Source organism: Metallosphaera javensis (ex Sakai et al. 2022), from assembly GCA_021654415.1.
Taxonomy (GTDB): Archaea; Thermoproteota; Thermoprotei_A; order Sulfolobales; family Sulfolobaceae; genus Metallosphaera; species Metallosphaera javensis.
Window position 1 is genome coordinate 1468004 of the sequence record AP024487.1, and the last position, 17276, is coordinate 1485279.

The window sequence follows — 17276 nt, forward strand, 5'->3', positions numbered from 1 at the left end:
CCTTAACCAGTTGTGAAAGGTAAGTATTTAACGTGATCAGGTACTTTCACATATGTTAGGCAAAATTGACAGGAAGATTTTCGATGAGGTGATCTACCCGCATTTGGGAAAGAGACTGGATGAGGTCATAGTTCCACCCCTCACTGGAGTGGATACTGGTGCAATAGACCTTGGAGATAGGGTCCTCGTGGTGAAGACTGATCCAGTGTTCATTGTTCCTCAATTCGGAATGAAAAAGGCCTCATGGTTCGCCGTTCACATTCTCGCAAGCGACGTAATGACCTCAGGAATTCCCCCAAGGTACGCTCTGCTGGACCTGAATCTTCCACCGTCAATGACAGATCAAGAATTCAAGGAAATGTGGATAGGGATACATGAGGCTCTCCTCGAGATTGGGGTGATGGTTGTGGGAGGCCATACTGGCAGATATGAGGGAGTCAACTACCCCATGGTTGGAGGCTTCACCATGATGGGAATAGGGGAGAAGGAGAGGTTGGCTAACCCCTCGAAGGTGAGGGAGGGCGACTACGTTATAGTGACCAAGGGACCTGCCATAGAGGCCACAGGCCTGCTCGCCAACCTATATCCAGAGTTCTTCAGGGAGAGGATGAGTGCCGAGCTCTTCAGGGAGGCCCAGGATATGTACTGGAAGATGTCATGCTGGAAGGACGGTCTGATTGCCAGTGAGGTTGGAGTCCACATGATGCATGACGCCACAGAGGGAGGCCTCTGGAACGCGCTGGTGGAGATCTCGGAGGTTACGGGTAAGAGGATAGATCTATGGGGAGATAAGCTCTTCATCAATCCTGCAGTAAGGGAAGTTACGAAGATTGTGGGGATCGATCCCTTCTCCTCGATAAGCGAGGGAACAATGGTTATCATCACCGACAGGGAAAGGGTGAGGGATGAGCTCGTTAGGAATGGAATTCAGGCGGAAATAGTGGGAAGGGTTGAAAGAGGTGAGGGGGTTTATTTGGATGGGAGACGTATAGAGAAGCCCAGAGAGGACCCGTTCTGGAGAGCCTTCTTTGACCTGGCCAACAAGAGATGAAGTTAACCCTTATTCGGTTTGTTGTCTATTCAGGTAGTACTTTCCTGAAAATCCCTTCAAGTCCATTTTACCTAAAAGTTTTTCAGATCTGTCCAAGGATCTTCCAGTTAAATTTTATCTTTAAGATCAATGACATCGCTCATCTATGAACGATTTTCGTTTTGGTATGGATTTTCTTGAAGAATATCTCACTACGTTAAAATCCGTAAAGCACTATTCAGGGTTTAATTGTACGAAGGGATATACGCGTTTCTAGCGTCTCGATTGGGGAAAAATCAGGATGCATATGACCTAAGAAGCCCTAGGAAGTTCAGTGTGATACTCCATGGAACCTTTCAGAGTGGACAGGCTAACCTAGCTTTACCCTTATCCTGAGATTGTGTGAGCCTAGTTTGGTTTGTTGTATATTTCACGTTAAATATTCCTCAAATATACAACAAGATTGGTAGCCCCTGATTGTACATTGAATTATGCTAACTTATTATACCTTGCTCTCCAGCCCTAATCCTCTTAGCTAGTTCCTTCACCTGTTGCGGAACTGGAAATTCCTCAATATCTCCGCTGAACTGGAAGAGCTCTTCATTAAAGGGTATAAGAACACCGATTCCACATCTCAACTCCGTCATCACTCTTCTTACAATATTTTCATAAGATAACAGGTCTTGTGGCCTAATCATGTTTATTATGAAACTTAATATTTCCTGGTTCAGGGAACTCAAGACCTTTGCATATTTCACGTTATCCTCTATGGTTTGAGCCAGACTATCTGACACTACTAAGTACTTTATTGGGATATCAGGAAATAATGATTTAAATTGCATGTGTTCATATCTGTTAATTTCGTCGTTGGGCATCACCATGGGGGCATTATCCACAATGAAGTAGGAGTACTTCTTTCTGGCCAGGAATTCGTTGTAGTATTTCCATCCCACGTTCATAAGGTCTTTGTCCCTATGTATCCTCTCTAGATCTAGCTTGTATCTGGGCCCATCGCCGAAGTACTTTAGTACTGTAATACTCCCCTTACCCAGACGGAATTCCCTAATTACGTTCACATCCTTCCCTTCAGCAAGGCTGGTCACAAGTCCCGGGCCACGAATCCCTGCGAGGTAGGAGGCATATCCCACAATATCCCTGTCCATCAGGAGTACGTGGTGGCCCTCATAAGCAAATGTCTTGGCAAGGGAGATGGCAATTGTGGATTTTCCCACTCCACCCTTTGAACTGCGAATGGACAGTCTCATAGGTCATTCTGTTTATGTTGATACTTAAATATCTCTTTCAACGTCGGAGCTATATTAGGCTACACTTCTACCTCGAGAAGATGTCCAGAATGCACAGAATTCGGCTTATTTTGATAGAAAAATATAAATAAATAAGTCGTATTAAGTAGTCACCTTAATTCCATGGAAGGCCCAGTAACTTCACGTGATTTCTGGCACCTTAAACTAATGCTTTGCTCTGATTCAGCGAAAATCTAGAAACTCAATGACTTCTCGTTGAATTTTTCTCAGTTAGGGCACTCTCCTAGCTCGTTAATGTGGACCTAGAAAAGGAGGTAGAAAGGAGAAACTTCCACATAAGAGTAGGCAACATGGACGTGGGCTTCTATTACGATCTCTTTGAGCCTAACGGGATTAGGAACGGACTCATTAGAATAATTCCCTACTTTAGGAACAAAGCTTGAGGACTAGCCTGAGGATTGAAGACGCCCTTTTATCTTTCCCTTTAGGCAGATCTACAAGAGATACCTTAAGGTAGATCCATCTCATAGGTGCCTCATCACATACCTTCATTCAAGGAACAGTATTTGAAGCTTCAGAGACCAGGAGCTCCCATACGTTAAAAGTTGAAATCTTCCTTGTCATTTGATCGTTTCTTTCTCCACACGTCTCCAACTCTCTCCCATTCTTTCCTTTTTTCCTGAAAAATTTTCGTCACCTCTTCCCAAAACTTCTCGTCTCTCTCTAGGACCTTTCCCTCTTCTAAGATCTGGAGCAAAAACGGAACTCCATCTTTAAGCTTCCTCAGGAAAATCTCAGTGTTCATGAAAACTGGATCAACTTCCCCGGGGAACATATACAAGACCTTCAGGAAAAGTTCATTGGAAACCTTCCTAGGATCTCTTGGAACAATGTCGTCCACGTATAATACGTCGTAATCGCTACTCTCTGTGAAGTCTCCTCTTGCCCTTGATCCGAAAAGCATAACTAATTTCGCAATAGTTCTCTGACCCAGGATAAGATCATTTTAGCGCAATTTAAGCATTCCTCTCCGTCCCTCTTTGTGTAATACTCATATGGTGATCCCTCTTCGTACGAATCTGGGTACCTGGAAGGAATGTATTGTTTGTCCAGAAACAGCATGCACTCCCTTACGTTCTCGGGAGGTGAGATGATCTCAGAGAGCTTCAATAGCGAGTGTCCTCTCTTCTCCCCTATGTTGGAGAAGTGCCTTCAAGACAAGTTCAGCGGATTGCTGAGAAAGAAAACATGTTAAGTCAAAATATTCTCCCCTAAAACTATATTCAGCCTCCTCGAGGTTTCTCTGCGCCTGCCTTAACCAATCTTCAACTCTTTTCATTATCAGGAAATTCGGAAGCAAAAGTAAAATTTCTTTTATTTAGCTTCGCTATGGTGTCAGGATCCTAACTTTCCAGATGGGAGTTTTTGTTCCGTTGGTCGTAGCGGTGGAAGTGGTCGTTGTAAACTCCCTTGAGTATGCCAAATCCCTGGATTTATGAGTACCACAGTTCTTCACGGTTCGGGAGCATCTCCTTTACGGTTCTCAGACACTAAATTCACTACTCATTTAGGCGTGGTTTTGTAAAGGACTTTAACTTATATTCTTGGAACAAGGGAGGATCATTACCAGATATGCATTCTTATCGAGGAAATACTACATTCATGGTCCTATAGTTAATAATCTTTGGTTCCAGTATCCATTTATGTATGTTGATCCCCACCTTTGCGTTGCTTGCAGAGGGGCTAAATATCTTTGTGGTCTCAGTTACTGTCCAGTCCTAGTTAAGAGCCTCTCCTCCAGGGCAAAGGTGGGTAAGGTTGTGGAGGGAGACTCCCCTCCCACCGTATTCGTGGGAAGGTTTGGGTATCCCAAGATTACCGTCTATCCATCAACTCCTCCTGAGTTTGGCGATACCTCCGTGTACGAGGACCCAAGGAGCTGGCTGACCATGGACATCAACACATTCCTGGCCATGAGAACCTCAGTTATACGCGGAGGTATGCAGTTCAAGGTTCATGAGGCTAGGTCTCCAACAAGGGAACTGTACGACGTTCAGATAGCCTCTCTCTCACCCAGACCTGTGGAGATGGAGCTGAATCTGGAAACCGTACCCAGAGGGAAAGTCCTGAGCGAGACCGTTCCTCCACTAGGTCCCTCGGCTCCCCTGAAGAGGTTGAGACTTGGAACTTTACCTCCACCTGAAAGAGTGGTTGAGAAGGTCTTTCAAGAGAGGGACATGAGAGCTCGTGAGGCGATTGAAAGGTTATATGCTGAGGGGGTTGCGGTGGAGAGGATCTCTCGGCTTCTCAGCGTGGGTAATCTGGGAGTGGAGAGGAAACTCGTCCCAACCAGGTGGAGCATTACTGCGGTGGATAAAACCCTGTCAGACTCCCTCGTGAGCAGGATCAAGGAATATCCCACTATTAATCAGGTTGAGGTGTATGTGAGGAAGTTCAGGCTCAATACCTTCGTTGCAATCTTGGTCCCTGGAGAGTGGGCTTTCGAGTGGGGAGAGGCCTGGTTCCCCTCAACAACGTGGAATATGTGGGGAAGTTCGCCTCAGGTGGAGGTGGATTACGAGGGATATTTCGGGAGGAAGACCTATCCTGAGATAGGAGGATGTTACTATTCCTCAAGGCTAGCTGTGGCTGAACACCTGGAAAAAAGAAGGAGACAGGCTATCCCCATTCTCTGGAGGGAGATCTATCCTGGTTTCTATTTCCCCGTGGGAGTGTGGTTCGTCAGGGAAAACGTCAGAGAAATGTTGAGGGGAGAAAGCATGAAGTTCGACATACTGGACGAGGCTCTCAAGTTTTTGGAGGGAGTTCTCAAGGTGAGTCCGAGAGAATGGGCCGAGCATTCAGGATTGGTCCCCATGATAAGATCGAGGTTATTCCCATGATAAGGGAGATACAGGTAAAGAGTGCTCTCAGCAGATCTGGCTTGAGGGAACTCGACTATTCCCTCAACCCCTACCTTGGGTGCAGGTTCTCATGCACCTACTGTTACGCCAGGTACTTCTCTCCCAGGGAGGTTGGGGAAAGATGGGGAGAGGTAATCCTAGTGAAGAGGAATCTTCTAGATGTTCTTAAGAGGGAGGTCAAGGTCAAGAAGAAGGGGGTTGTGGGAGTATCCACCATCACAGATCCGTATCAGCCTGTGGAGAACGAGTTCAGGTTAACTAGGGAGTCAGTGAAACTTCTTCTGGAGAACAGGTTCAGGGTTTCAATCCAGACCAAATCACCCCTAGTGTTGAGGGATTTGGACCTGCTGATCAAGTATAAGGACAGGGTAGACGTTGGAATGACCATAACCACCATGAATCCTGAAAAGGCTAGGGAGCTCGAACCACTGGCCCCTCTTCCCCAGGCTAGGGTTGAGACCTTGAAGAGGCTTAAGGAGAGTGGAATAGAGGTATGGATGTTTCTCGGCCCCGTGATACCTGGGAACGACTTTTCGAGGGTGCTGGAGGAGGCCAGTAAAATTGGGGTCAGGGTAGTATATGACGTCCTTAACTACTACCCGGGTCTCCCGTTCAAACCCGTGTCCAAATCTGCATGGAAGGAAGTCGAGGAGCAGATCAGGAAAATGTGCAAAGAATTGGGAGTCCAGTGTCACTCGGAGGAGGAAGACTGGATTCAAGAAACAAAAAGAAGATATAATCCACTATTCTAGGGGCGGAAAATCTCCTTACACGTTAAATCCTTGTCTTGACTTATGAAGTCAGTATTACTCAATCATAGCGTTTTATCTTTCTACAAAAATCATATTCATTTGGAAATTCATTTCTAATATATTCGATTGGATAATCACATATCACAACGTTTCTCTTGGACTCTCCGTCACTTTTGTTTCGCTTAAACCATTTCATGTTTCAATGTTGGGTCTAAGTTTATTCAACATTGCTGTTTATAAAGTTTAGAAATATCCTTTTTCATTATCGTCTAATTATCATATGAGGATAACGTAAAGGTTTAATAAATTGATAAGTATATAATATGTCATGGATGATCGGTTGCCCCGCGAAGAGATATTAATTTTCCTCAAGAGGAATAATCGCGCGAGTTTGAAGGCCATCGCTGATCACTTGGGAATGACGAAAATGGGAGCTTACAAGCATATGGTTAAACTTGAAAATGAGGGACTAGTATCAAGGAAAGTTATTAAGAAACCCGTTGGAAGACCGGAGTATGTGTTTGAACTGACAGATAAAGGCAAGCAATTTTTCCAGAATTCCGACTCGTTAATCCTGAACGAGCTATTAAACTTCTTAGATAGGGAAGGACATGGTAATATAGTAATAAAATTTCTAAAAGAAAGAGTTAGGCATCTGACAAAGGAATATATGGAGAAAATGAAAGGCAAGGAGATGGGGGAAAAAGTAGAGCTCCTAAGGGAGTTCAGATCTAGAGACGGATATATGGCAGAGGTGAAAAGAGTGGGAAATTCGTTTGAATTAATAGAGCTTAATTGTCCCATTTATAAAATCGCATCTGTTTACGGAGAAGCATGCCAACTTGAAAGAGACCTCTTTGCTAAAGTTCTAAACGCTGAGGTACAGAGTACTCATAGGCAGGTTATTGGTTCTCCAGTGTGTAGATTCATAATCTCTAAAAAAGGAGAGGGTAACAGCGCGTAATATTTGATCAAGTAACATGTGATAAAACGAGTTTAAGATCGTACACCTGGAGAGAACATGCCCCCATATCTAACTGTTTCTCCGACAACAATCGTGATGGGAGGATTAAGGCCTATAATCATTGACTCCAACTCTCTTACTTTACCTATTTTCACTTTTTCTTCTTCCATGGAGCCCTTAGAGATTATAGCAACAAATTCATCTTCTGATCTCACGTTCAGCAGTTCTCTTTTAAGTTCATTGATTACCTTTCCAGCCATTACAATAACAAGCGTCCCTCTCTCAGGGATAACGCTGGGGTCAATCAATTTACCTCCCTTAGATACTGCAGTCATCACAGTAAAGAACGGAGTTTCTGGAGTGGTGAGAGGAATTCCTGCACCAGAAACTACTCCGGTGGAACTTGATACTCCAGGTACCACTTCGCAATTGATCCCTAACTTGAATAACTCCGCACATATTTCAATACTTCCACCAAATACGAGGGGATCTCCATTCTTTAGCCACGCAACAACCTTCCCTGCCTTACTTGCTTGGGTTATGAATTGAACAACGTCACGTATCTCGTATACCCGGATTCCGCGGAAGCTTTTGCACATTTCCTCAGGGATGAGCCTATCACAGAGCACTATATCTGCTGAACGGGCAACTCTATACCCCCTTATGGTCAAAAGATCGGGATTCCCAGGACCTGCCCCAATCAGGTATACCTTCAACTCAGAATCGCCTTCGTCCTCGAGGGAGTCATGAGATCCGATGTCTTAGGGTGACCCTTCAGGTACTCTATGATCTTTTTGTTTCCCAGTTTCCTAAGGAATTGACCCATTCCCTCCCCGTTACCTTGTGTTGAGTAAAGCTCAAAGAGAGCGTCCATTACGTCTGCCAATCTATTCCCAGGCACATGTGTCAGATATACGTCTCCCGTATCTGGGTCAATCAAGGGATTCCCCTGGAATCTTCCTGAGGAGTCACCTCCAATTTTGAGCATGTATAGGTTGTATCCTGTCCCTATCCATCCCAACGTCTTGGTTCCGGGTCTAGAGCACTGAGCCAGGCATCCGGAAAGACCTATGGTCTCCTTAAGATCTCCCCATCTTCTCTCCAGCTCTCCAATTAACTTGGGCAGAAATCTTTCACTATCTGTATATGACAGCTTGCAAGTGGGGAAGCCAACACATGCAGTAGCATGCATCCTGAGGTTAGTCGGCCTTCTTAGAAAGGTAGAGATGAAGGCCTCAAATCCCTTAAGATCATCTAGCTCCGTTACAACGAGGTGCTGATTGGGGGTGACGAAAATCTTAACGTCTGGGTAGCTCTTCACCATCTCCAGCAATCCGGTCTTGTACCGGGAGTCCTCCCTATCTATAACCCTCCCATTCTCCACAAAAATTCCGTAGGCCTCCACCTCAGTTTTAATAGGTCCAAGGTGAAGCATCCTCTCCCCCACGTCCAGATCAACAGGAGGCTCAAACTCCACCCTCTCCCCAACCTTTTCTCTCACCCAATCAATCCCCATCTTATACACAAGGTACTTCATTCTCGCCCAGTGTCTATTTCTCCTATCACCCCACTCCTGTTGAATACTCACTAAGACGTCAAGGGCTTCGACTAAGGTCTCCACTGTAAATATACCAAGGGGTTTACCGAGGGTAGAGAAGGTGGAGTATCCCTGATTCTCTCCCTGTCCTCCACCTACGTATAATTGAAAGAGCCTCCCGTCCACGGGAACTATACCTATGTCGTTAGTGGTTGCCTCAACGCAGTTGTCCCTCACCACTTTACCGTCCATGAGGTGAAGAGCGGAGACAGCAATCTTGAACTTCCTGTTAAGGAGATTATCAGCGTAATGGAATCCCTTAGCCCTGTTATCAAAGGAGGGATCTAGCTCAAATATCTGAATATAAGGTCCAGTGGGTAGCCTGAAGTAGCTGGCTATCCTCTTGGCCAGAGAATTGGAGTTGAAGACTGAGGAGAAGAAGGAAAGGGGACAGGCCACGACATTCCTAACGTTATCTCCACATCCATTCAGGGTAAAAAATCCCGACTTAGCTATGTCCTGTATTGCGTTGAGGAGGTCCCTCTTTTTAACGTGATGGAGCTGAATATCTTGTCTAGTGGTAAGTCTCAGCGAAGGTCTGGGATCTCCCGTGTATGCGTCAGACACCGTATATTTGCTACTTATCTCATCTAGGATCTCCCACTGTTTTGCGGTTATGGGTCCACCTCCTGGGATCACTATCCTTATCATATAAATGTAATCCTTCTCCTTGGTCTCTCTGAACTTGTCCCTGTTAAACTCCAGGTATATTCCGCAGGACTTAGCGATAATAGATGCCTCATAGCTCAGTTGGTCGCTATTGTCCTTAAATTCTTGGATAATAGGTTCAGGAACTTCTGTGAACCCCCTAGTTTTCAGCTTTGCCTTCTCCTCATCGCCCCACTTGTCTGGGGGAGTTCTGAACTCCGGGTTCAGGGGCTTATCCCTTAGTATCATGACTCAAAATTACCGTTATCTATAAAAAAGATACTCATTTGTGCAATTTTTGCACTGCAAATTTTGCACCTATCGTCAGATTTTAAGTTGAGTCATCTTTCAATTAGCTCATGCCTAGGTTCAAGGAAGAGGAGATCGTCAAACTTTCCCAGAGTATGGAGAGCATGGATGCAGAACAAATCGTGGGGTGGGCCATGGAAAACTTTCAGGGCAGGTTGGCCATAGCGTCCAGCTTTCAGGTGGAGGATATGGTGGTTTTGGATATTGCTTCAAGATACGGGAAAGTCAGGGTATTCACCATAGATACGGGGAGGCTACCCCAGGAGATCTATGATTTGATTGATGCAGTCAGGGAAAGGTACGGGATCCAAGTGGAGGTATTCTTCCCTAAGCCTGAGAATGTGGAGAAAATGGTGAGAGAACATGGAGTAAACCTATTTTACAAGAGCGTGAAGCTTAGGCAATTATGTTGCTGGAATAGGAAGGTAGAGCCTCTCAAGAGGGCGCTTGAAGGGTTAGATGCATGGATAACTGGTCTGAGGAGGGAACAGTGGGAGACCAGGAGTTCAGTGAGGAAGATTGAAGTGGACAAGGTTCACGGAAATATTATAAAGATCAATCCGCTCGCAGACTGGACTTGGGAACAGGTGTGGAGATACGTGAAGGAGAGGGGAGTTCCATACTGCGCTCTATATGAAAGGGGTTACATGAGCATAGGCTGTCTTCCGTGCACAAGGCCTGTCAAGCCAGGAGAGCATCCCAGAGCTGGGAGATGGTGGTGGGAGCAAGGAAACAAGGAATGCGGGATTCACGTTGGAGGTGAGTAGATGGTAGCGTCTCCATATGGGGGCAGACTAATTCAGAACGTTGTGGAGGATCCACAAGAGGAGTTTCCAGTCTTGGAAATTGGGAGAAGATATGCCTTGGATGCGGAGAAGATAGGTATAGGGGCATACTCACCTTTGGAGGGTTTCATGGGGTCCTCTGAATTAGAGACCGTGCTTTACAAAAACGAGCTAAGTAATGGTCTACCGTGGACGATACCTGTAATCCTTCCCGTCTCATCTCCCCCTGAGACAGGGGAAAGGGTATATCTCAGCTTCAATGGGAACAGGTTCGCGTTCTTAGATGTAGAAGAGGTCTTTCGCTTTAACAAGAAGGAGATGGCCGAGAGGGTGTATTCAACCCTGTCCTCTGAGCATCCAGGAGTGGTGCGGGTAATGGGCGAACCAGAAATAGCAGTCTCGGGTAAGGTGCGAATATTTAGGAGAGTCAGTAAGGACAAAACCCCTGCTGAGACGAGGGAGGCCTTTAAGAAACTGGGATGGAAGGACATTGCCGGTTATCAAACCAGAAATCCTCCTCATAGGGCCCACGAGTATGTGATAAGGGTTGCCATGGAGTTTGTTGATGGAGTCTTCATTCATCCAGTGGTGGGGGAACTAAAGGATGATGACTTTCCACCTGAGGCGATTGTAGAGGCCTATGATTACTTTGTGAAAAACTACCTCCCTAAGAACAGAACCTTCTTGGACACTCTGACAATTCCCATGAGATATGCTGGCCCAAAGGCTGCAGTATTCTATGCTATTATAAGAAGAAACTACGGCTGTACCCATTTCGTGGTGGGGAGAGACATGGCCGGCGTGGGAAACTTTTACGATCCCTATGGAGCACAGAAAATGTTGAGGGAAATGGACTTGGGAGTGGAAATAATACCCGTGGGAGAGGCGTTTTACTGTGATGTCTGCGAAGGGATTGTGAGCGAAAGGAGCTGTGATCATAGCGCTCGCAGGAAAATATCCATGACCCTAATAAGGAAACTGCTGAGTCAAGGTGAAGAGCCTCCAAGGGAAATCATTAGGCCACAAATAGCTTCCATACTAAAAAGATATTACACGAAATGATAGTCACTGTTATAAAAGTTCGGAAAACCTAGCCGTTTAACGGCGGGGATGAACGAACGCGTCCGAACAAAACAGATTTAAAATGAACTAACCACCTTTATTGTAATGTATACCTTAAGGTTTAGGGCGTATGCCTCCCCTGACGTGTTGAGGGAGTTAAAGTCCCAGTTGAGGTTGTTGTGCGAGGCGTACAACACCTTAAGGTATGCAGACATCGCGTTCCACGAAAGGGATGGGAAGTGGTTGAACAGGACTGAGCTGAGGCAACTCGCCCTTGACCTGAGGAGGCAGGACCGCGAGTATAAACGCGTGTTCTCCCAGGTCTTCCAGAACGTAGCGGACAGGTACTGCGAGGCCAGGGATCGCCTTCTCCAGGGGCTGGCCAGGTTCCCCAGAGAGAGGAAACCTGAAAGGTACAGGTCCCTGGTGTATCCACAGAAGGGATGGAAGATCCTCTCAACTAGGCCTGCCAGGTCAGGGAGGAAGAGCTGGATTTACCTTTCCCTCTCAGGTCTGGGAGTCTTCAAGGTCCTGGCCCATCGCCCGCTTCCAGACAGGGTAACAAGGGTTGCGGTGAAGGTGACACCAACAAGGTCTTCGTGTCCTTTCTGGTGGAGGGAGACCTTCACGTTCAAACCGAAAAGACAGGCAAGGTCGCTGCACTCGACCTTGGCATCTCCCACCTCCTGGTCACGTCAGACAGTCATTACGTGGATAACCCCCGCTTTCTGGAGAGGGTCCTATCCAGGTACAGGTCACTCTCCAGGCTTCTCTCCAGAAAGAGGAAGGGCTCAAGCAGGGAGAAGGCCAGGCTCCGTCTAACCAGACTCCTGGAACGGATGATCAACGCGAAAACAACTTCTACTACAAGCTGGCCAACGCCTTGGCCAGGCATTACGACGTCCTAGTGATCGATGACCTCAACGTGGTGAAGATGACCAGAGACGGGTCGAGAACCCTGAACAGGCACCTCCGCGACGCCTCCCTCTCCAGGCTCTCCGCAATCCTGAAATGGGTCTTCCAGAAGCACGGTAAAGAGGTCCTGGAGGTTAAACCCCGCATACTCCTCTCAGACCTGCTCCAGGTGCGGAAAGAAACACCACCTCTCCCTCTCAGACCGCGTCATCACCTGCCAATGTGGCCTAATCCTGGACCGTGACCTCAACGCCTCCCTCAACCTCCTCAGGAGGGCAGGGTGGGAGCCACCCGTTGAGCCTGTGGAGATGAGGCCTCTGCCATGGCAAGCCTCGTCCATGAAGCAGGAAGCTCCGCCCTTCAGGGCGGAGTAGCTCACAGCAAGTGAAGTATCAAGTTCTCGTCAGATGGTGCGGTTCTAAAAATTAGATTTTCTGACGCAGTGCCAAGATTCCAGATATTAATAGAAGAACAAAAGAGATTACTCCTATAAAACCCGCTATCAATGAAAACACAGAAGCTAGAATAAGAAGTATGCCTGCAGTGGTCTCGTCCGAAATAAGAGAACCGACAATGCCTAGTATGAACGGTATTATGAGAAAAAAGAGCATTCCAGGCATCATCACAAACCCCATCATACCTCCGAACATCATGCCAGGAGCATATCGCGGATAGAAAAAGAAGGGACTTACAATTGCTACGGCCAGCAACACGGAACCTACCAATCCTAGAATTTGATAGGTCTCCATTTCACGTCACCACAATCTCCCCATACATTCCCATTTCAGCATGGCCTGGATACTCACATACATAGTAATAGATCCCAGGTTGAAGGGATATACTGAAACTTGACTCGTATGCCTGCCCATCATTGTAGTTCGCGTAGGGAACCATTGGCGTCATTCCTACTACATCCATTCTAATGTGCATCATGGAGTAATAGGGATATGGGGGAGGCACAGGAGTTACAGCTAGGTTATGGTAATCCCCAGCATCTAGATTTATGAGCTCCACGTTTAGGACTGATCCCCCTGGCACAATCAAGGTAGGATTGATCAGTCCATCTATCACAAACACGTTATTCTGGGAGTGGGCTGAGGGAGGTGCTGTATAGTTGGTTAAATTGAAGGCCCTTCCATGTCCCATGGACAGGACAACTAGGTTGATCTGCGTTGAGGAGAACACTATTGTGTCGTTTTGTGGGAATACTTTGGCGTACGGTTGAACGTTCTTCGCGAACAGCACTGCTTCAGAAATGGGAGTGGACCCATAATATCCGTAGGCATATCCCTCATGGTACCCCATCATGTAATATCCTCCCATCATTCCACCCATCATTCCCTGCGGGCCCTGAGGACCATACCCCATCATGGATAATTGCCTGTTGTAATACGCAATCGACTGCTGGGAGTAGTAGTTGGGAAGGTAAATATTAGCATACGTGTATGTCACTATACCAACTAACGCTATCAATCCGATCATTAAAATTAGAAGTACTCTCTTCATAAGTTATATTTTCGTAGAGAAGTTATTGAGTATAGTGTATACTTTTATACGTAATTGTGTGAATTTCGACCTACTTGAAAATTTATAAAGGTTCGGAAAACCTCGCCCTGGGCCATTCAGGTCTTCATTGCGAATTGAATTCTAGTTCCTTCATTTCTCATTATTCAATGTAGGATTAATTGAGTGGAAACGTCTCGATCGTAAAGAAAACGAAAAGTATATGGATATTATTCCATTTCTGCAAAAAATTATCCAAAATGTTGTAGTTATCGGCGATGGCCCAGACGATCTGGGTTAGCCTGTGGGGCGTGTGGCACTTGCCGAACCTCCTCCTCTCCACCAGGGAGTTGAAGGACTCCACCAGGTTGTTGGTGGAGAGGAGGCGCTGAAGTTCTTGAGGAAGGGAGAGGAAGGAGAGGAGACCGCGTTCCACCAGTTCCTTGATCCTGTCAGGTAACTCGGCGAGCAGGCCAGACACGAGGAGGTCGACCTCCTTCCTTTCGTCGCGGTCTAAGCGCCTCTTGACGTGGTTGAGGCAGAGCTGCCTCTTCGCGTCTATTCCCGAGAGCTCAAGCGCGGAGTCCACGGACCTGACCATGTCCGCAACCACGAGCTTGAAGTTGAACTTCCTCCACACCCTTGCAAAAAGCCTCCAGTAACTCCTCGCGTCCTCCTCCTTAGCCAGGAGGAAGTCCAGCACAGCCTTCCTACCCTCGCGCTAGTACTTTGTGGAAGTTTTTATCCATTGTTTTCTACCTCTATTTCATCTAAATCCAGATATTGGACCACATCAAGATTAAACTGATCATGATGTTCCTCGAAGAACCTCCTCACCTCCTCCCTTGCCTCCTCCACGTTGTTGAAGAACCTGTTCGCAAGGTGGAACTTCAGGTCCTTGAAGATCCTCTCCACAGGGTTTAGCTCTGGCGAGTACTTTGGGGTGAAAACGGGTCTCACTCCCCTTCTCCTGAACAGGTCCAGGATAGCCCCCGTCTTGTGGGAGGAGTGGTTGTCAAGGACGAGGTACTTGGTCTCCCTGCCCCACTTCCTCTCCATCCTGTAAACGAAGCTCTTCATGTTCTTGCTGGAGAGTTGTAGAGGGCGTACAGCACCTTCCTTGAAATGGCGTCAAGGGCGAGGAAGACGTAGAAGTGCTGGAAGCCCAGGTTCACCCTGATCCTGGGCCTGGAACCCCTCCTGGCGAGGCACCTCCTCACCGTGGTGCCCACCACCACCCTTGTCTCATCGAAGAACGCTATCCTGCGTCCCATCAGTTCCTTCACTTTTTTTAAAATCGCGGTGCTTCTCCACCTCGGCCCTGGCGTTCACCGGCCTGGGCGTCACGAAACCGTACCCCAGCTGGTGCACTACCCTGTAAAGGTGATACCTATTGTAAACTATCCCCCTCTTCCTCAGCTCAGCGTTCAGCGCCCTCATGGTCCACCCCTCCAGGTTGTATCCCAGCTCCCTGGGACTTGTCTCCAGCACCTTCTTCACCTCCTCGCTGGAGTACTTCCTGGGCCTACCCGACCTTGGCCTATCCCTCAACGCTCCGACCCCTCCCCTCTTGTACTTCGCGACCCACTTCTTCACCGTTGAGTACGAAACCCCGAGGACCTCGGCCACCCTGTACTCCCTGAACCCGTCCACGAGGTACATCTTCACCCCCAGTATTCTCTGCCTTATCCTAGCATTCTTTTCCTCCCTGTAAGCCTTCTCTAATTCCTCCACATTCTATATTAGTAATACCAAGATAAAAACTTTACCTAAGTACTAGCGAAGAGGCAGCTCTGCCTCAACCACGTCAAGAGGCGCCTGGACCGCGACGAAAGGAAGGAGGTCGACCTCCTCGTGTCTGGCCTGCTCGCCGAGTTACCTGACAGGATCAAGGAACTGGTGGAACGCGGTCTCCTCTCCTTCACCTCCCTTCCTCAAGAACTTCAGCGCCTCCTCTCCACCAACAACCTGGTGGAGTCCTTCAACTCCCTGGTGGAGAGGAGGAGGTTCGGCAAGTGCCACACGCCCCACAGGCTACTCCAGATCGTCTGGGCCATCGCCGATAACTACAACATTTTGGATAATTTTTTGCAGAAATGGAATAATATCCATATACTTTTCGTTTTCTTTACGATCGAGACGTCATCACTCAATTAATCCTACATTGAATAATGAGAAATGAAGGAACTAGAATTCAATTCGCAATGGAGACCTGAATGGCCCCCCACCCTCACCGGTACTCCCCAAAATCACCCCCTTAAAAATAAATCAAGATAAATAAAAAGCGGTTCTATACTTTTAATCAATCGTGATAAGAACTTATTTTGTATTTCATCTATAAAAAGCAAATGAAGGAGAAGCTTGAAGTCAGTCCTCTTAACTTCCCCCTTGAGGAACAAGAACAGCGAGTAAAGGAACGTGGCCAAAACGAAGACGAGAAGGCGGAAGACCCAGCTCCTGGAACAGGTGAAGGGGAGGAAGCCCTTCACCTCCCTGTAGGAAGTCTCGATGGGGTTCCTGATCCTGTCGTAAAGCCTCAAGACCTTGTCCTTGGGCAGGTCGAGGTTGGTCGCCCTGGCGAAGTACTCGACGTGGGACCTCCTTCTAGTCACTTCACGACCGTGGACGATCAACCTGAAGCTGACTTGATCAGTCCTCTTGCTCGCGGTGGTGTAAGGGCCGTCATACTCCTCGTAAACCTTGACGTCGTCCACCGGGACGCCCACAATGTACCTAAACTGGGAGAGGAACTTTATGACCTCTACTGTGTAGAAGCCTGCGTCCAGCGCTATTATCCCAATCTTAAATCCCAGGGAGAGGACCTGCTCCACGAGGATTTTCACCACTTCGTCCTTGCTCATCCCGTTGTAGCGCGTGAAGGCTAGGATTACGGTTTTGCCGTTGTAATCCGTAGTAGCTGTGGCGTAGTTCCACTGGTATCCCTTATCCCCGCTTCCCAGCCCCTCCACCCTCTCTCCCCAGTACTTCACCCCCGTCCAGTCTACGCTCACGTCCACCTCCTCCACCCCCTTCAACACCTCCCTCGCCACTTCCTGTACCTCCTGGAGCAGGCGGTCCGCTACTTCTATCCCCTGTTCCTCCACGTAGTTCCTCACGGTCTGTGGGGATATATCGTAGCTTCTCGACCTGTTCTCCACCGAGTCTCTCCACAGGCAGGCCGAGACCAACGTCTTCGCTACCTCTTCCTTCCTTGAAGTTTAGCGAGGAAAGGGTTATATATCCTAGCTTCTGGATGTTTACGTTGTGGGAGAGTAGGGTGATCATGGGTAATATCACCATCCTAGTATTACCCACTCTCCCACAAATTTCTTTCTCCAGCAGAGTTCAGTTTGTTTCATGAGTTTTAATTCACATCCTCTCCTCCAGTCTAAAATAAAGCTCTAGTGATTTTTTCATAAACTGAATTTGGGGAGTACCGTTCAGGGCGGGGTAGCTCACCTGTGGAAGACCTAGATGACCTACGAGACTTACATAATTTTATAACATATGTTTATTAGATAA

General features: G+C 47.3%; 22 protein-coding genes and 3 pseudogenes. 11 read left to right on the forward strand and 14 right to left on the reverse strand.

Features of this window, described 5'->3' with window-relative positions; translation table 11 throughout:
* The first annotated feature begins 52 nt into the window (after positions 1–52).
* Positions 53–1051 carry an AIR synthase family protein gene (locus QVC96_RS08535; protein WP_287688920.1) on the forward strand — a complete coding sequence of 333 codons (999 nt, stop codon included), beginning with the start codon at positions 53–55 and terminating at the stop codon, positions 1049–1051.
* 473 nt (positions 1052–1524) lie between these two features.
* Here QVC96_RS08535 and QVC96_RS08540 read toward each other — a convergent pair whose 3' ends face one another.
* Positions 1525–2295 carry a tyrosine-protein kinase family protein gene (locus tag QVC96_RS08540; protein WP_287688921.1) on the reverse strand — a complete coding sequence of 257 codons (771 nt, stop codon included), beginning with the start codon at positions 2293–2295 and terminating at the stop codon, positions 1525–1527.
* 296 nt (positions 2296–2591) lie between these two features.
* Between QVC96_RS08540 and QVC96_RS08545 the strand changes: the two genes are divergently transcribed.
* The gene (locus tag QVC96_RS08545) at positions 2592–2738 is read left to right on the forward strand and encodes a hypothetical protein (RefSeq protein WP_238027394.1); all 147 of its coding nucleotides are present in this window, start codon (positions 2592–2594) and stop codon (positions 2736–2738) included.
* Positions 2739–2893: 155 nt separating this feature from the next.
* On the opposite strand, the gene QVC96_RS08550 is transcribed toward QVC96_RS08545, so the two are convergent.
* From QVC96_RS08550 to QVC96_RS08560, 3 genes are read right to left on the reverse strand one after another with little or no spacing between them, the layout of a single operon-like run.
* Positions 2894–3259 carry a nucleotidyltransferase domain-containing protein gene (locus tag QVC96_RS08550; RefSeq protein ID WP_287688922.1) on the reverse strand — a complete coding sequence of 122 codons (366 nt, stop codon included), beginning with the start codon at positions 3257–3259 and terminating at the stop codon, positions 2894–2896.
* A 2-nt stretch (positions 3260–3261) separates the two neighbouring features.
* Positions 3262–3417 carry a HEPN domain-containing protein gene (locus QVC96_RS08555; protein WP_425597990.1) on the reverse strand — a complete coding sequence of 52 codons (156 nt, stop codon included), beginning with the start codon at positions 3415–3417 and terminating at the stop codon, positions 3262–3264.
* Between the two features lie 34 nt (positions 3418–3451).
* Positions 3452–3634 carry a HEPN domain-containing protein gene (locus QVC96_RS08560; protein ID WP_287688924.1) on the reverse strand — a complete coding sequence of 61 codons (183 nt, stop codon included), beginning with the start codon at positions 3632–3634 and terminating at the stop codon, positions 3452–3454.
* A gap of 364 nt (positions 3635–3998) precedes the next feature.
* Here QVC96_RS08560 and QVC96_RS08565 point away from each other — a divergent pair, with 364 nt between their 5' ends.
* The 3 genes from QVC96_RS08565 to QVC96_RS08575 all read left to right on the forward strand — a co-directional run bounded on the left by QVC96_RS08565 (position 3999) and on the right by QVC96_RS08575 (position 6935).
* On the forward strand, positions 3999–5198 hold the full coding sequence (locus tag QVC96_RS08565; RefSeq protein ID WP_287688925.1) for an Nre family DNA repair protein: 1200 nt from the start codon (positions 3999–4001) through the stop codon (positions 5196–5198).
* On the forward strand, positions 5195–5971 hold the full coding sequence (locus QVC96_RS08570) for a radical SAM protein (protein ID WP_287688926.1): 777 nt from the start codon (positions 5195–5197) through the stop codon (positions 5969–5971). Before QVC96_RS08565 ends, QVC96_RS08570 begins: the two co-directional genes overlap by 4 nt.
* A gap of 328 nt (positions 5972–6299) precedes the next feature.
* A complete protein-coding gene (locus tag QVC96_RS08575; protein WP_287688927.1) occupies positions 6300–6935 on the forward strand; it encodes a helix-turn-helix transcriptional regulator in 636 nt (211 codons plus the stop codon).
* Positions 6936–6967: 32 nt separating this feature from the next.
* Here QVC96_RS08575 and QVC96_RS08580 read toward each other — a convergent pair whose 3' ends face one another.
* The gene (locus QVC96_RS08580) at positions 6968–7651 is read right to left on the reverse strand and encodes a uroporphyrinogen-III C-methyltransferase (RefSeq protein WP_287688928.1); all 684 of its coding nucleotides are present in this window, start codon (positions 7649–7651) and stop codon (positions 6968–6970) included.
* Positions 7648–9429: a nitrite/sulfite reductase gene (locus QVC96_RS08585; RefSeq protein ID WP_287688929.1), complete on the reverse strand. Its 1782-nt coding sequence runs from the start codon at positions 9427–9429 to the stop codon at positions 7648–7650. The genes QVC96_RS08580 and QVC96_RS08585 overlap by 4 nt, the downstream gene beginning before the upstream one ends.
* Positions 9430–9539: 110 nt before the next feature.
* On the opposite strand from QVC96_RS08585, the gene QVC96_RS08590 reads away from it, so the two are divergent.
* Positions 9540–10256 carry a phosphoadenylyl-sulfate reductase gene (locus QVC96_RS08590; protein WP_287688930.1) on the forward strand — a complete coding sequence of 239 codons (717 nt, stop codon included), beginning with the start codon at positions 9540–9542 and terminating at the stop codon, positions 10254–10256.
* The gene (locus QVC96_RS08595; RefSeq protein ID WP_238027380.1) at positions 10257–11336 is read left to right on the forward strand and encodes a sulfate adenylyltransferase; all 1080 of its coding nucleotides are present in this window, start codon (positions 10257–10259) and stop codon (positions 11334–11336) included.
* Positions 11337–11413: 77 nt separating this feature from the next.
* Here QVC96_RS08595 and QVC96_RS13900 read toward each other — a convergent pair whose 3' ends face one another.
* On the reverse strand, positions 11414–11551 hold the full coding sequence (locus tag QVC96_RS13900) for a hypothetical protein (RefSeq protein ID WP_320057053.1): 138 nt from the start codon (positions 11549–11551) through the stop codon (positions 11414–11416).
* A gap of 396 nt (positions 11552–11947) precedes the next feature.
* On the opposite strand from QVC96_RS13900, the gene QVC96_RS13905 reads away from it, so the two are divergent.
* The 3 genes and pseudogenes from QVC96_RS13905 to QVC96_RS13915 form a co-directional block, all read left to right on the forward strand.
* On the forward strand, positions 11948–12244 hold the full coding sequence (locus QVC96_RS13905; protein WP_425597991.1) for a transposase: 297 nt from the start codon (positions 11948–11950) through the stop codon (positions 12242–12244).
* Positions 12244–12495 carry a hypothetical protein gene (locus QVC96_RS13910; RefSeq protein ID WP_425597992.1) on the forward strand — a complete coding sequence of 84 codons (252 nt, stop codon included), beginning with the start codon at positions 12244–12246 and terminating at the stop codon, positions 12493–12495. The genes QVC96_RS13905 and QVC96_RS13910 overlap by 1 nt, the downstream gene beginning before the upstream one ends.
* A pseudogene (locus tag QVC96_RS13915) lies at positions 12440–12625 on the forward strand (RNA-guided endonuclease InsQ/TnpB family protein); the annotation flags it as partial. The gene QVC96_RS13910 and the pseudogene QVC96_RS13915, both read left to right, overlap by 56 nt.
* A 51-nt stretch (positions 12626–12676) precedes the next feature.
* Here the strand turns inward: QVC96_RS13915 and QVC96_RS08605 are convergent.
* From QVC96_RS08605 to QVC96_RS08630, 6 genes are all read right to left on the reverse strand, one after another.
* Positions 12677–13000, reverse strand: a complete 324-nt coding sequence (locus QVC96_RS08605) for a hypothetical protein (RefSeq protein WP_238027379.1) — start codon at positions 12998–13000, stop codon at positions 12677–12679.
* 1 nt (position 13001) lies between these two features.
* Positions 13002–13757, reverse strand: coding sequence for a plastocyanin/azurin family copper-binding protein (locus QVC96_RS08610; protein WP_238027378.1), 756 nt, complete (start codon positions 13755–13757; stop codon positions 13002–13004).
* Positions 13758–13932: 175 nt separating this feature from the next.
* Positions 13933–14457 carry a hypothetical protein gene (locus QVC96_RS08615; protein WP_287688931.1) on the reverse strand — a complete coding sequence of 175 codons (525 nt, stop codon included), beginning with the start codon at positions 14455–14457 and terminating at the stop codon, positions 13933–13935.
* 38 nt (positions 14458–14495) lie between these two features.
* Positions 14496–14834, reverse strand: a complete 339-nt coding sequence (locus QVC96_RS08620; protein WP_287688789.1) for a transposase — start codon at positions 14832–14834, stop codon at positions 14496–14498.
* A complete protein-coding gene (locus QVC96_RS08625; protein ID WP_287688932.1) occupies positions 14831–15028 on the reverse strand; it encodes a hypothetical protein in 198 nt (65 codons plus the stop codon). Before QVC96_RS08625 ends, QVC96_RS08620 begins: the two co-directional genes overlap by 4 nt.
* On the reverse strand, positions 15000–15488 hold the full coding sequence (locus QVC96_RS08630) for a helix-turn-helix domain-containing protein (protein ID WP_238027283.1): 489 nt from the start codon (positions 15486–15488) through the stop codon (positions 15000–15002). Before QVC96_RS08630 ends, QVC96_RS08625 begins: the two co-directional genes overlap by 29 nt.
* Before the next feature lie 174 nt (positions 15489–15662).
* Between QVC96_RS08630 and QVC96_RS13920 the strand changes: the two are divergent.
* Positions 15663–15911 (forward strand): annotated as a pseudogene (locus tag QVC96_RS13920) (hypothetical protein); the annotation flags it as partial.
* Between the two features lie 92 nt (positions 15912–16003).
* Here QVC96_RS13920 and QVC96_RS08640 read toward each other — a convergent pair.
* Positions 16004–17039 (reverse strand): annotated as a pseudogene (locus tag QVC96_RS08640) (ISH3 family transposase).
* Between the last annotated feature and the right edge of the window lie 237 nt (positions 17040–17276).

Excerpts from the sequence above, each read along its gene's own strand:
- QVC96_RS08535 (WP_287688920.1), top strand. The coding sequence starts at position 53 with ATGTTAGGCAAAATTGACAGGAAGATTTTCGATGAGGTGATCTACCCG.
- QVC96_RS08540 (WP_287688921.1), bottom strand. The coding sequence starts at position 2,295 with ATGAGACTGTCCATTCGCAGTTCAAAGGGTGGAGTGGGAAAATCCACA.
- QVC96_RS08550 (WP_287688922.1), bottom strand. The coding sequence starts at position 3,259 with ATGCTTTTCGGATCAAGGGCAAGAGGAGACTTCACAGAGAGTAGCGAT.
- QVC96_RS08555 (WP_425597990.1), bottom strand. The coding sequence starts at position 3,417 with ATGCTGTTTCTGGACAAACAATACATTCCTTCCAGGTACCCAGATTCG.
- QVC96_RS08560 (WP_287688924.1), bottom strand. The coding sequence starts at position 3,634 with ATGAAAAGAGTTGAAGATTGGTTAAGGCAGGCGCAGAGAAACCTCGAG.
- QVC96_RS08565 (WP_287688925.1), top strand. The coding sequence starts at position 3,999 with ATGTATGTTGATCCCCACCTTTGCGTTGCTTGCAGAGGGGCTAAATAT.
- QVC96_RS08570 (WP_287688926.1), top strand. The coding sequence starts at position 5,195 with ATGATAAGGGAGATACAGGTAAAGAGTGCTCTCAGCAGATCTGGCTTG.
- QVC96_RS08575 (WP_287688927.1), top strand. The coding sequence starts at position 6,300 with ATGGATGATCGGTTGCCCCGCGAAGAGATATTAATTTTCCTCAAGAGG.
- QVC96_RS08585 (WP_287688929.1), bottom strand. The coding sequence starts at position 9,429 with ATGATACTAAGGGATAAGCCCCTGAACCCGGAGTTCAGAACTCCCCCA.
- QVC96_RS08590 (WP_287688930.1), top strand. The coding sequence starts at position 9,540 with ATGCCTAGGTTCAAGGAAGAGGAGATCGTCAAACTTTCCCAGAGTATG.
- QVC96_RS08595 (WP_238027380.1), top strand. The coding sequence starts at position 10,257 with ATGGTAGCGTCTCCATATGGGGGCAGACTAATTCAGAACGTTGTGGAG.
- QVC96_RS13900 (WP_320057053.1), bottom strand. The coding sequence starts at position 11,551 with ATGTCTGCATACCTTAAGGTGTTGTACGCCTCGCACAACAACCTCAAC.
- QVC96_RS08605 (WP_238027379.1), bottom strand. The coding sequence starts at position 13,000 with ATGGAGACCTATCAAATTCTAGGATTGGTAGGTTCCGTGTTGCTGGCC.
- QVC96_RS08610 (WP_238027378.1), bottom strand. The coding sequence starts at position 13,757 with ATGAAGAGAGTACTTCTAATTTTAATGATCGGATTGATAGCGTTAGTT.
- QVC96_RS08620 (WP_287688789.1), bottom strand. The coding sequence starts at position 14,834 with ATGAAGAGCTTCGTTTACAGGATGGAGAGGAAGTGGGGCAGGGAGACC.
- QVC96_RS08625 (WP_287688932.1), bottom strand. The coding sequence starts at position 15,028 with ATGGGACGCAGGATAGCGTTCTTCGATGAGACAAGGGTGGTGGTGGGC.